The organism is Stenotrophomonas sp. YJH_SMC_20 (assembly GCF_059367845.1).
Genome location: NZ_JCAFRG010000002.1, coordinates 126975 through 139215 on the forward strand (window position 1 = coordinate 126975; position 12241 = coordinate 139215).

General features: G+C 58.0%; 10 protein-coding genes. 4 read left to right on the forward strand and 6 right to left on the reverse strand.

Annotated features, from left to right (window positions below; all coding sequences use genetic code 11):
* Window positions 1-507 precede the first annotated feature (507 nt).
* The 4 genes from AC5P6A_RS03940 to AC5P6A_RS03955 all read right to left on the reverse strand — a co-directional run bounded on the left by AC5P6A_RS03940 (window position 508) and on the right by AC5P6A_RS03955 (window position 4874).
* On the reverse strand, window positions 508-1512 hold the full coding sequence (locus AC5P6A_RS03940; RefSeq protein WP_332840906.1) for an ATP-binding protein: 1005 nt from the start codon (window positions 1510-1512) through the stop codon (window positions 508-510).
* A complete protein-coding gene (locus AC5P6A_RS03945) occupies window positions 1512-3362 on the reverse strand; it encodes a hypothetical protein (RefSeq protein ID WP_049399271.1) in 1851 nt (616 codons plus the stop codon). The genes AC5P6A_RS03940 and AC5P6A_RS03945 overlap by 1 nt, the downstream gene beginning before the upstream one ends.
* The gene (locus AC5P6A_RS03950) at window positions 3359-4102 is read right to left on the reverse strand and encodes a hypothetical protein (protein WP_017354507.1); all 744 of its coding nucleotides are present in this window, start codon (window positions 4100-4102) and stop codon (window positions 3359-3361) included. Before AC5P6A_RS03950 ends, AC5P6A_RS03945 begins: the two co-directional genes overlap by 4 nt.
* Before the next feature lie 532 nt (window positions 4103-4634).
* Window positions 4635-4874 carry a hypothetical protein gene (locus AC5P6A_RS03955; protein WP_049399270.1) on the reverse strand — a complete coding sequence of 80 codons (240 nt, stop codon included), beginning with the start codon at window positions 4872-4874 and terminating at the stop codon, window positions 4635-4637.
* A gap of 119 nt (window positions 4875-4993) precedes the next feature.
* Between AC5P6A_RS03955 and AC5P6A_RS03960 the strand changes: the two genes are divergently transcribed.
* Window positions 4994-6181 (forward strand): hypothetical protein, encoded by a 1188-nt coding sequence (locus AC5P6A_RS03960; RefSeq protein ID WP_146257381.1) that lies wholly within the window; start codon window positions 4994-4996, stop codon window positions 6179-6181.
* 432 nt (window positions 6182-6613) lie between these two features.
* Here the strand turns inward: AC5P6A_RS03960 and AC5P6A_RS03965 are convergent, their stop codons facing one another.
* Window positions 6614-6859, reverse strand: a complete 246-nt coding sequence (locus AC5P6A_RS03965; RefSeq protein WP_017354505.1) for a helix-turn-helix domain-containing protein — start codon at window positions 6857-6859, stop codon at window positions 6614-6616.
* A 95-nt stretch (window positions 6860-6954) separates the two neighbouring features.
* On the opposite strand from AC5P6A_RS03965, the gene AC5P6A_RS03970 reads away from it, so the two are divergent.
* From AC5P6A_RS03970 to AC5P6A_RS03980, 3 genes are all read left to right on the forward strand, one after another.
* Window positions 6955-7755: a hypothetical protein gene (locus tag AC5P6A_RS03970; protein ID WP_017354504.1), complete on the forward strand. Its 801-nt coding sequence runs from the start codon at window positions 6955-6957 to the stop codon at window positions 7753-7755.
* A 95-nt stretch (window positions 7756-7850) separates the two neighbouring features.
* Window positions 7851-8285 (forward strand): NIF family HAD-type phosphatase, encoded by a 435-nt coding sequence (locus AC5P6A_RS03975; protein WP_017354503.1) that lies wholly within the window; start codon window positions 7851-7853, stop codon window positions 8283-8285.
* 206 nt (window positions 8286-8491) lie between these two features.
* A complete protein-coding gene (locus AC5P6A_RS03980; RefSeq protein WP_017354502.1) occupies window positions 8492-8941 on the forward strand; it encodes a phosphatase domain-containing protein in 450 nt (149 codons plus the stop codon).
* A gap of 2286 nt (window positions 8942-11227) precedes the next feature.
* Here AC5P6A_RS03980 and cydB read toward each other — a convergent pair.
* On the reverse strand, window positions 11228-12241 hold the full coding sequence (gene cydB / locus AC5P6A_RS03985; protein ID WP_017354501.1) for a cytochrome d ubiquinol oxidase subunit II: 1014 nt from the start codon (window positions 12239-12241) through the stop codon (window positions 11228-11230).

The following is a 12241-nucleotide window of genomic DNA, read 5'->3' on the forward strand; positions in this document are numbered from 1 at the left end:
TCTGCAAGGCGGAAGCCGACTCATTCATAAGGTCAAAGCCGCACGCACAGGTGAGCAACTTCGTGGGCGTGCCAGCGACTGTCACCGGAAATCCATTGCATCGTGGGCAACTCTGGCGCAGGCGAACGCCATGCCAGGGACACGTGGAAATCCAGGGCAGCTGATGCAGTGTGGTGTGATACCCGAGTCTGATGCAAGGAAGGCAGTACCTCAACCTGAGATGGGAGGGCAGTCTCGGGTCGTCCGTCATGAACGGATACCACGCCGCCAAGTCCCACTCGGGCGGAGTCTCGATCCCAAGGGTTGTAGAGAGTGCCTCTTGTTGTACTTGCGAGGTCGTCAGGCTCAAGAGCAGGTTGATGTTTCTGTTTGGCTTGATTCCGAGGAGTTGTGAGTACTCCGTGACCCGCCTGGCCTGGTTCAGTCGCGATAGCCTCGCGACGCAGCCAAAAGCCGATTGGTATGGAACAAGTCGGAGGTTGCCGCCGACCAGCTGAGCGCCGCTCCTCATTTGCCTACGGCCCTATTTCTTGAGCTTTCGAAGCCGGCGTATGCGCTGCGCAGGAGAGCTTCATCAATGTGCTGGGTAGTAAGCCCTTCGAAATCGTTGCGCCCAGCAGCGATCTTGGTGAGTAGGTGGTAGACAAACTGGTTGAAGGAGGCCATGAGCCAATCCTTGGGAACGGGATAGTTGCCTTGATTGGCAAGGTTCTCAATTCGTTCGCGTATCGCTTCGGTCTCCTTCTCAAGGCGCCAGCCAACGCTGTAAGCATAGGGTGCGAATGCTTCGGTGTAGGTCTTTCCTCCCTCGTCCGGCCACCTCATAACTTGGTCAAGCTGGCGAAATGCCAAGGCGACATCACATGCGTCCTGCACGTCAGCGTCCTCCGTCGGGATGTCCCAGAGAAGCCCGGTAAAAGGATGGCTGTCGACAAAGAATCGGCCATACAGATGTGGCGGCGCCAGCTGACTAAGATCGTCTGCGCCTCCAATCACGCTGTTGCTCTGGTGGATGAAGAGAAAGAACGGTTGCACTGATGATCCGAGGAAGTGGTTCTGAAGCTTTGCAAGGTGGGCGTAGTCCTTGAGCGTGAGCTGCTCAGCCGTATCGATCGCAATCACGACCACGTCGGCCGATGCTCTAGCGGCTTCCTGCTCAATTGCCCGGATGATCCTGAGGAGGAGATCCTGTGGGCTGGCTACGGTTGTTGCCCTCATGCCCAGTCCAAGGATGACCTCGCGGAAGAAGTTGCCTTCGCTAGGGGTAGTCGGTTTTCCGACGACCATCCGGAGGAATCCAATAGGAAATGGTCGCCAAGAAGTGGTGGTTTCAAGTATTCGCGTGGCAGTTGACTTCCCACACCGGCCATCGCCAATGATCCTCAGGCTCGGCCGCCCATACTCCAGGCACGTGGCGAATCCAGATGCCATTCGCAGTAAGGGGAGAGTCTGGATATTGGGGCGATGTCGCGCGTGCATTGGGTGGTTCTCAAGGCTCGCCGGGGCCTTCATCAGCGGAGCCTCGTGTTGAACGTGGCCCTGCGGATTCCCATCAGTGGAGAGCCTTGCCCCTGACTGTTGGTCGTGGAAGGTGGCTTGGGCACATCGCCAGCTGCCATGAGCGAGGCGCTGTCCCTGACGCCAGCGGCCGCCGATCGGACGGCTGCGTGATAGGCCTCAATGTTGTCGGCTAAACAGTAGTTACCGGGCTCCCGTGACGCGTCGCTCTTCGCCCAGCGTGCCGCGCGCTTCCTGATCGACAGCGTGTGGGCCACGCTCGCATATGGGGCGAGAGCGTGAAGTGTGAGTACACGCTTACCGCCTCTCCAGAGGGTCAGCTTGCGAATGTCTCGCCAGTCTTCGTAGGTTGCGTCAAATGACTGCCCAATCAGGTGCCACTGTCCAGACAGTGTTGGTGACCTGTACCTAGCGTGGTCGAGATAGACGAGGGGAGGTACACCACTCCTTCTGGAGCCTCTGATGGTCACCTTCATCCGCCTAACGGTCATGTTTCTCACGTCATCTTCGGTGCCAGGTGCATGCCACACCCACTCCCCAGATGCCAGATGCTCATCAATGATTCGCTTGGGCGACCTGGGTTCGCGAGTGGACCGGCTCGTCACATTGTGCGAGGTAACATAGGTGTCAATGAGGTCTTTCAAGACCTCCAGGAGAATGGGGTGGTCTTTCCCGTCAAGCTTTGTAGTGACTTGACGCTCATTCACTTGCGTTGCGGGAGCAAAGCCGCCGGCGATGTGGCGCAGCAGGCCATTCTCAATCTTCTTGAATAGAGCCTCGATGTAGGGGCGACCTTCGCCCATCCCGGATCGTCCAAAGTGCAGGATTCCCTTGTGATGATCAATGAGATTTCGGACTGTCATCTTGGCGTGATGGGATGAGTCGTTGTCCATTGCGATCATTGCGCTTCTCATCACTACCTCATCCACTAGGTAGATCGACGGCATCCATGCACTAGTCGAGTAGCTCAAGTTCGACGTGCTCAGATCCCTTGGTTGCCAGGGGCTCATGATCTTCGCGAACAGGCTGACTACATCGTGTTGCTCGTACTTCCGGCCAAGCACCATTTCCCAACCAAGGATGGCGCCACTCCCGACATCAACAACTGCCAGTAGCCAGATCCGACTAATCTTCTCTAGCCGGAATGAGCCGTCCGCCATCGGCATGGCCAGCCATGCGTCGATGTCGACGGAATGCTCGTCGTACTCAACTCGATCAAATGGCCGAATGCTGAGTAGGTTCTCGATTCGGGTGGAAGTAGGCTCATCCGCAGCCAAGAGCATCTCATTTTCGCTCTTTGTGCCTCGGATGCGCTTTATGAGGGAGGTCAGTGCTCGTCTTCCCTTGTCACGGATGTTGAGCGGATACATGGCCTGAAAGCCCTTCCCAGTCAGCACCTTCACGAACTGGGAATGCAGCCTGTCGAACGCGGGGCTCCTTTTGGACTGTGTTGGCAAGGCGCCCTTGAATCTTGCGACTGCATCGCCGAGTTCGGGGATCGCTTGCAGGACAGCATCTATGGCGAACGGATGTGAACTATCGGGGACGACCGAGTTGTTGCGATCTGACACGCTGAATCGCGCATAGGGAATGCAGGCTCGGTATCCGACTCGATGACCGCTCTCGTCGAAGAGCAGTGCGGTCCGGATCATTCGAGAGAGGGTATTTCGCGGCACGCCCCATCGAAGGGCTGCGTCGACCAAGGTTGCCCCATCAAGGACGCTGGTGAGTGCTGACAGGCGGGCTTGAAATTCCGACTGTTGATCAGCTGGAAGTACGATCCCATTTGGCCTTGGAGTTGCCCGGATCGACTCGAGGTCGACGGCATTGAACTTGGAACTCATGGGTCGGCCCTCCAGATCCTTGATCGCCCCGTCATTCGAGGAAATGCATCGGTCGCCAGAAATCCGACGTGAAGCAACTCAGCCACGACCCCCTGAATGTGAGTTCGAGGGTGGTGCCTGAGCTCATGGATGAGTTCATCTGCACTGATGCTGCCGCTTCGCTCGATGGTCGCGGCGATTTCCTGTCGCAACGCCAGGCTGCTCCCCAGATCCTTGGCTGACTGGCAGAACCCGAGCAGTTGGTAGCAGAGCTCATTCCTGCCGCCGGGCGCCTTGAGTTCGTCCTCCGTGATTAGCCACAAAGAGATGCCTGCATCCTTGGCTGCTGAACGAAGCCGGTCCAGCTCGCGAGGACGACGCTTGCCATCCACGCCGGGTACTGTCTGCGAATTCGGAATGACGTTTGCATAGATCTCCTGGCCTCCGCGCCTCTGAAACCAGAAATGGAGTTCCATGCTGTCAAGTCCTACCGGGATGGACCGAGGCCTCTCGGTCACGGCCGCCACTGATGGATCAAACTCCAATTGCAGTCGAAGCGCGAGTTGCAGGGGGCCGTGTACGGTAACCGTCCGGTTCTCTTTCGGGCTAAAGAAGGTGAAGATGTCCCCCCTCTTGATCTGGCCAGCGGTTAGTTCACGGGGGGCCAGCGGTCGATCCTTCCCATTGTGGAGCGGGTCGGAGGCGCGTGCAGACGCTACGCCTTGGAACGGGCTCACGGGATTGGTCGCGTGGTTGCTCATGCTGCCTCCTTGTGGATGACTGCAGTTCGCATGGTCGAGGAGTGGCGCTGCGCAATCGCGATTGAGGGATGACTCAATGCATGGTCAGCTGAGTGTTGGATCTTCATCGATCGACTTCCCGGTTGGCCTCGGAGAATGAGGCTCGGTACTGGCGGCAATGGCCAGCAGGGTCATTGGGGATTTCGGGCATGGGGTGCCGTGCCGATTGCCATACGATGGCAGTCGGAGCGCGCAGATGCCCGCTCAAGCAGCTTTGCCGCTTGACACGAAGTCGGAATTGCGGGAGCCTACATACGTTATCGTAGAGCTTCACCCCCTCTCGCTCCGGCGAGAGGCTATCGCCCCCGTTGCTGCGGGGGCGATTTCATTTCCGGGGTCGGAGATTTGATGAACTGGGGGGCTAAATGCCTCCTTTGAAGCTGGAGTTTTGGCGTCAAGCCGTTCAGGGGCGCACTGTGCGCCTAGGTGAGTTTCAGCAGATCAGAAGTGGTGCGGGCCTTTTGGCTTCGGCCTCAGCTCGCGTGCTCAGGAATTACAGCGAGTTCAGCCACTCAGCGACATCTCGCGTTTTGGCGAACAACCCCCGCCGACCTGGCAGCGGAAAGGTGCGAACCGGCAAAAGTTCACGCTGGACGGCTCGGCCGAAGGTGCGGCCGTTTGGAAAGCCAAGGTTCCGCTGGAGGTCGCTGCCGCCCATGAGCTCCCCATGCCGCTCTAGCAGCTCGCGACTGAGTTCGGTGGAGACTGCTGCTTCTGGATTCTGGATAGGCATGACGCAACTCCTAGCTACCGTTGGACCCCATCATGCACAATTGCAGCCAGTTCTAGGGGATTCTTTAGTCCCGCTTCAGAAGATCCATAAGTATGCCTCGTGGCAAGATTCCAACAGACGTGGCGCTGGTCGTCCGCAATAGCGTGTGGGCCTGCGTTGTGCGAAGGCTGCATGGCGATCGACTGACCTGGGATGATCTTGATCAGTTGCTCTTGCCTAGAGTTGGGCTCGATATACACGCGCAAGCGGCCAACGGTCGTCCCCGATCCTTCTACCGGTTCTTCAGCAAGGGGCATCATCCAGGGAAGCTACGCGGTCCTGGTGGATACTTGATTGACTCGGTGCATGGGGATCCAGCGTTCGCGGCTGCAAAGGAGGCCTTCGAGCATCCGATCTGGATGATCTGCAGCACAGAGGCTCCCACTGCGGAGCAATTGCGGGGCGTACGTCGATCACTAATGGAGCGTCTTGGGCTACTGATGCCGTCCATCACCGAACGCCTGGTGGCTTCTCATCACAATCTCCCTGGCCTCAGCAGCTATGCGCCAAGTCGGGTAGATGCCTTGGAGTCCATGTTCAACGTGGCCGAAGGTGGCTCCTTGGACGCGATAGGCCTGTGTGCGTGTAACTATCTGTTAGCTATAGACAGCGGTAGGCTCGAGACTGCAGTAGATGTCCGGGATGCACTACGCTGGGCAATTATTCGTTTTTGTGCTGTTTGGGGATTGCGCCCCGACGCATGCACGGCAATCCAGCTGTTGATGGAGCAGCGGGTGGTCAGGCTTCGTAGGGGATCGCTGTTGCCAAAGGATGTTGGGTTTCCACTTGGCAATACGGATTCCAGCGCGTTTAGTAGCAATTCGGCGAAGGGGGTATTCTTCGCAGATGACTATCCGTGCATGCTTCCGGTGACTCCTCGCACAGGTGGGGTGGATACATTCTTCGCCCGGTTTCACTCGCACTATCTTGCTTTCGTGAATGATCTGACAAGGCAAGGAGCATTCGCGCAGCTGGCTGGGACTGAGCTCGGCGGATCTTTGCCGACTCAAGATGCAATTGACGACCTGTTTCTTGGGCTGCTGGACGTGCCGGAGGATGTTTGTCACGGCGAGGTTGCAACTCTCAAGCAGTTTGCGCCAATCAGTCCGGTAGCGGCATGCGTGGCGGAAGTCCTGCCCACTTCTAGCATCGGAAGCTCGCCTTACACCCGCATCAAGCCTCTGGGCGCAGTGCTTCTGAAGTTCATGCGTTCTGTCGACATGCTGGTTGACGTTGAGCATCCGCATCCCATGGTTGATGAGCCGTGAGATGCGCCTCCAGGATCTTTCGTTACCTTGAAGTGGCGTCAACAAGGGAGAGGTATCAACGCTAGCCGCGCGGTGGAGGTCACTGTTCTTGCGGGGAGATGCGCATGCTGGTTCTGCAATGCATGCCGAGCCTTTTAAGCTATGGTCAGTACGAAGAGGTCGCCCCAAAGGGATTTCCTTGAAGCGCTGAACCTCTTATTGCGAAGGAATCGTCAGTCAAGCGCGCCGACAGGGCTTATGAATGCTTTCCCTTCTAGCTCGGATGGTGCGCTGGAGGCCACCACTTGACCAGCCAGTCCTGTGTAGCCAGAACTGGCAAGAAGCCATTTGCTCAAAGTGGTCGCATGCTCGTTGAGCGGGATAGTGGGGTGGGCACTAGGCGTGAGCCTAGTGGTACGCATCTGAAGAAGACTGAGCCTTAGCTCAGTAAAGTCAGTCTTTGAGTCGCTTCTCAAAGTCGGCAATGAGCTTGCCCAGGGATAGGCCTGTCAGGCGCGCTATGTCCCTAAGCTCCACGACGTCAACCCTGCGCTTCCCTGTCTCAACATCGCTAATGAACGACTGGCTGCGCCCCAGCTTGCTGGACACTTGTACTTGGGTAAGGCCAGCAGCCAAGCGCGCGTCTCTGACGGTCTCAATCAGGGCGGCGTATTCCTTGCGATGGATTGTCTTGGCCACGGCCGCACCCTGGTTGAGCGGCTTCAGAAGCTATATCCAGTTCTCCGATATCTAAAAACCAGATATCCTGTGCTTCTCATTGACAGGGGAAGGGCATGATCAAAGAACAACGTCGACGCGACGCAGCTGGCTGGGGCAGGCAGGGCTTGCTGCTTGCTCTGACGGTCCTAGTTGCCGCCTGCAGCGGTCCAGTAGACAGGAAGTTGGTCACTGACGGCACGCAGGAGCAATACAGAGCGTCGATTGACGCAATTGACGCCGAGCTGAGTGCCCATGAGCGGGATGCCTTCAACTGGGCCGTTGCCGGCCTTGATCTGGCTGAGCTGAACAAGGCCTACCCGAATGCATCTATAAGACAGGTGGTTAGGGGGCACATCAAGCAGATTAGGGATGCCCATCCAAAAGAAATTCTTGCTCTGCAGGAGCAGGCCAACGCGCAGCGGCCGACGATCACCGAACTAGAAAGAGTGCGTGCGAGTGGCGCAACGTTACGGATCGAGGACAGCTTCTTTGGCCCGAAGCCGGTCATTGAGGCGCGAATTGCGAATAGCTCAACTTTGGCGCTCAGCCAGGCCAGCTGGGCGGCGACGCTCTACATCAATGGCGAAGCTCAGCCCACGGCAAAGTCGCGGGTGCACAGCGACTTCCGATCGATTGATGGCCTCAAGCCGAGCCGCGGCGTCACGGCGCGCTTCAATGTTGGCTTCGTAAAAGGTGATGATGCGTGGTCGACACTGGCAATTCGACAAGCGTCTTCAACGCGAGTCGAGCTCGAACTAATTCCTCAGACGGCTTTGGACTTCAATGACAAGCCCTACATAGCTGCCAACTATAGGGAAAAGATCCAGTCTCTGGAGAATCAGCTTAAGCAAGCCGAGAAGTTCTCAGATATCTGACTCATTGGCGTTCCGCAACTGCGTCCGATGACCAAGCGCAGCGCGGAACGCTCCAGATCCAAGTGTCCAACTGCTGATGAGGATCCTAGCGCTCAATGCGACCGACCATCCTTGCTCTCGATCTCGAGGGGACGCTGATCTCAAATGCTGTCAGCCAGATTCCACGCCCAGGGCTTTATCAGTTCCTTGAGGTCGCTCATGAACTCTTCGAGCATCTGGTCATCTACACCACGGTCCCTGAGGCAGCTTTCCGCAGGATTTCGCGGCTGCTGGTCGAGGAAGGGAGCGCGCCAGGCTGGTTCGCTGAGTTGCCATATACATTCTGGGGAGGGGCAACGAAGGACCTCCGGTATGTGTCTCCGATCCTGGGTGCAGCGCTGTTGCTGGACGATCACGCGGACTACATCCATCCGGGGCAGGAGCGCTATTGGATTGAGGTCTCTTTGTTCGGCGCTCCATATGACGCGGATGACGCCGGCCTGGAAGTGGCCCTTGAGATGCTGAAGGAACGATTGGTTGTTCCGTTGTAGTTGGTGTGCTTAGTGAGTGGGTTGGCGGGTGCAGCTCTTCCAGCCAGCAGCGCCGGTTGCTGCATAGGAATGGGCTGTCGTTCAGGAGATCCGACATGATTCGAACAAGTTTGACCCACCCTTTAGCTATCGCGGAACTCCCGGTTGGCGAAAGGGGAGGGGCAATTGGTGTGACCTTCGCGCCAGGTAAGTACCAAGAAGTTGCGATGACGGGGGCATGGGCGAGAGACATCGATGTGGATGTCTCTGTGATTCAGTGTTGGGGAGCCAGCCACCTGATCACGCTACTCGAGCCGTGGGAGTTCAGTGAGTTGCGGATCGAGTGCTTGCCTCAAGTGGTTGAAGGGCAGGGCATCTCATGGCATGGCCTTCCAATCACGGATGGCGCAGCACCTGACCAGAGGTTGCTCGAACGATGGCCAGTACTGGGGTCAATGCTCGTTCGGAGTTTGCATTCGGGCCTGCGCATTGTGGTCCACTGCAAGGGTGGGCTGGGGCGAGCCGGCACTGTCGCAGCGATGCTTCTACTGCAGTCAGGGGCTGAGCGAACAGCGCAGGCTGCCATTGGCTCGGTGCGACGTGTCAGGCCGGGTGCCATCGAGACCGCTGTCCAGGAGGATTTCCTGCAGCAATGGGCACAGGGACTGCGCTCGTAGTTGCCCTTCCAGATCAAACGCGTGGCGAGCTCATCAGTCGTTCAAGGCCAGCCCTGGCTATTGGCGCCACCGATACCTACGCGATCTAGTCGACCGCTGACACCGGATTCGCTGGGTCGCGCGCCCACTAGTGGACGCGGCGCGGAGAGTATCCGCTAAAGCCTCCAGTCGCTACTTGGCTGCAGCCAGTACTGTCTGCCCAGAGGGATAAACGTCTCCATTGCCACGTCCAAGATCAACGGCTGACGCCAGCCATGGCCTGGCACGAAGCAAAAGTCAGTCGGGCCAAGTGCTCCCGATTGAACTCGGCTAACGAGCCAAGTGCATCTCCTGCTGATCTCTCGATCAAGTACCCGACGGGCGGCCTCCTCGTCCAGATCAGCTTTCAGGAACTCCGACGCAACGTTGCGCATGCCGGCCCACAGTACATACCTCTTGCGTCCCAAGCTCAGTGCATTCCACTCCGGGAGCTGGGTCGATCTCAGGCCATTGCCCAGCGTGGGAGATAGCCGATACTTGCGTAGCAGGTTGGCCAGGTATGCACGGGCTTCGCTCTCTGCGAGCGAGGTTCCCAAGGTCCGTTTGGCAGTGGACGGGCATTCGGCAGCCCATCGGGTAAGCGTACTGGTCAACCTGGCCTCCAGACTCACGTCCTGACGTGACCAAGCGGCCTGATAGGTCCATGCCAGAGGCTCATACAAGGACCTCGCCCCGGAATTGGGGGCTGCGATGGGAATGCGCTGCAGTACGCGAAGTGAGGCAAGCGTATCGAGTGCGGCTGAGGCCAAGCCCTCGGCGGCAACAGGCCCGCTTACGGTCCTTGAGCGCTCCAGTGCGCACCAGGCGCAGGCTAAGAACGGGCCGATTGAACGAACGAAATCGTCCAACTCTGGCCAATGCGAAATGAGGGTCGGTTGGGTGACAACATAGGCCACTTGTCTCTCAGATCGCTCGCCTAGCTCACCAGCATAGCAGCGAGGCGAGTCCGCGTCTATCTGATCTTCAGATATCGCCACACTGCTGTCCGTGGCTGCGCTGGAGTTGTGAGTGAAAGTCCCGTCGCTTCCTCCAGCGGTGTTCTAGGTTCTTTGGGGAGCCGTGCTATGCCGAGGAGCGCGAGTAGGCCATTGAGCATGGACGAATCAGTGGTTCAAGTTCCATGTCGCGCGGCCGATACAGCCCTGTCCAGACTCCTGGCGGGTCGTCCCGGCCACGAATCCAGTCGATGGCATCCCGTTTGCCCAGGAGCTCCGGAGCGACGTTCTAAGTACCCTGCCATGTACTCAATTCAGAAGATCATCGACCTGCTGCTGCTATTGGGCGTTCCTTCGCTGCTCTTCATTGGCGCTTACGTTCTGCGCCGCCCCAAAAGAGAGCTCAGTTGGGAGCCGGTGCTGGATCAGCGAGTTCATTGCTGGAAATGGTGCGCCTATGGCTTCATTTTTCTCTTGTATGTTCCCGGGACGACGTTGTATCGAACGTTGATTCCTACGGGTTGTGATGGACTTGTTTGCGTCCAGTTCTTCACCGCGAGTGGATACCGTATCGCCCCGAGCGAACTTCATGTTGTTCTCGTCGCAACTGCCGTTTTCGCGGGGTACTTCTTTGCGCGTGTTCGAGCTTCGTACTCACCGATTCCTACCAGGGCCCGGGGCTACGTCCTGAAGGTTGCCTATCATGGCAAGGGGGAGTACTCGCCACACTTGGAGATAGCCCGCCAAGTTCGCCGGCGTCAGCTCAGAGCGGAGCTTGCTGAAAGGCGTAGGCTTGAGCGGGAGGGCTTCCACCTATGGTTAAGATCCGTACGGCCGTGGGTTTGCACGTTGGCCAGAGGCTCTACTGTTGAGCTACTTAGCCCCATGCTGTCGGGAAGGGACCCACTCACTCTTGTCAGGTGGCTATCTCGTAGCGGCCCCATACATGATGTAGTCCTTCTTTCTAGGCGACTTCGTTGGTGTGAGGCGTTCTTCTACCACCTCACCGTGAATCATCGACTTTCCTTCAAGTCAGTTCGATCCGAAGGCATACGATTCAGGGTCGGCTGAAGGCCCCACTCATCACATCCTGTGTGTCTTAGGGCGATACACGATTCTGGGAGGCCGGGCGTATTGGCTAACTGATTGAGTCAAGTCGAGGGCCAGAGGCGGTGGCATTTGACCTTCGGCTTAGCTGAAGATAGTCCAGTGACATTCAGTTCATGAGTCGGCCGCCACCGAACCCACTCGCCCTTTCCGGGCTTTAGTTGAGCCCATTCTCCACTTCAGGCGAATGGGCGGCATATCACGCTCAATGATAGCTCGTGCTCGCACTCACCTTGCCGCGGAAAACGCGGTATGACCAGGCGGTGTAGCCCAGGATGACAGGAAGCATGACCGCCAAGCCGACCAGGCTGAAGCCAAGCGACGACACTGGCGCTGCTGCATCCCAGATCGTCAATGCCGGGGGGAGCAGGTACGGCCACATGCCGAGTACGAGGCCTAGGTAACCCAGGACAAACAACGACAGGCTCAGTAGGAAAGGGGCAAGATCATGAGTGGGGCGTTTCTCCGCGCGCCACAGCGCCACTGCCACGGCGAGCGTAAGAAGGGGGACGGGGGACAGCCACCAGAAATTCCCGTCACTGAACCAGCGAGTCATTAGTCGCAGATCAAGGAACGGCAGCCAGCTGCTCACGAGCCCCATGGCCACGATCACGGCGACCACCAGGGGGCGGGTCAGGCGCCTGGCAAGTGCGTGGGTTCGCCCCTCGGTCTTCAAGATTAGCCAGGTGCCTCCAAGCAAGGCGTAGCCGGCAACCAAGGCTGCTCCGGTAAGCATGGCAAAGGGGCTGAACCATAGGAATGGCCCGCCAGCGTAGGTGTCACCAGTCATTGGCACGCCTTGCACCACCGTGCCAAGAATCACTCCTTGAGAGAACGCGGCCAGAAGCGAGCCAAGGCCGAAAGCCACGCTCCAAAGCCTCTTGGAGCGATGGGCTTTGAACCTGAACTCAAAGGCGACCCCCCGGAAAACCAATGATACAAGCAGCAGAAGTACTGGAAGGTACAGGGCCGAAAGAAGCGCTGCATAGGCTGTTGGAAACGCTGCTAGCAATCCGGCTCCGCCGAGCACCAGCCAGGTTTCGTTGCCATCCCATATTGGGGCAGCGGTGTTCATCATCACATCGAGCTGCTCTTCATCCTCGGCAAAGGGCGCGAGAATGCCAATACCGAGTACGAAGCCGTCGAGGACGACGTACATCAGGACGCCGAAGCTGATGACGGCGAACCAGGCGATGGGCAACCAGGTCATCGAGTCCAT

What these genes read in the sequence shown, in the direction of transcription:
- AC5P6A_RS03940 (WP_332840906.1), bottom strand. Translation starts at nt 1,512, where the DNA reads ATGAAGGCCCCGGCGAGCCTTGAGAACCACCCAATGCACGCGCGACAT.
- AC5P6A_RS03945 (WP_049399271.1), bottom strand. Translation starts at nt 3,362, where the DNA reads ATGAGTTCCAAGTTCAATGCCGTCGACCTCGAGTCGATCCGGGCAACT.
- AC5P6A_RS03950 (WP_017354507.1), bottom strand. Translation starts at nt 4,102, where the DNA reads ATGAGCAACCACGCGACCAATCCCGTGAGCCCGTTCCAAGGCGTAGCG.
- AC5P6A_RS03955 (WP_049399270.1), bottom strand. Translation starts at nt 4,874, where the DNA reads ATGCCTATCCAGAATCCAGAAGCAGCAGTCTCCACCGAACTCAGTCGC.
- AC5P6A_RS03970 (WP_017354504.1), top strand. Translation starts at nt 6,955, where the DNA reads ATGATCAAAGAACAACGTCGACGCGACGCAGCTGGCTGGGGCAGGCAG.
- AC5P6A_RS03975 (WP_017354503.1), top strand. Translation starts at nt 7,851, where the DNA reads ATGCGACCGACCATCCTTGCTCTCGATCTCGAGGGGACGCTGATCTCA.
- AC5P6A_RS03980 (WP_017354502.1), top strand. Translation starts at nt 8,492, where the DNA reads ATGACGGGGGCATGGGCGAGAGACATCGATGTGGATGTCTCTGTGATT.
- cydB (WP_017354501.1), bottom strand. Translation starts at nt 12,241, where the DNA reads ATGGACTCGATGACCTGGTTGCCCATCGCCTGGTTCGCCGTCATCAGC.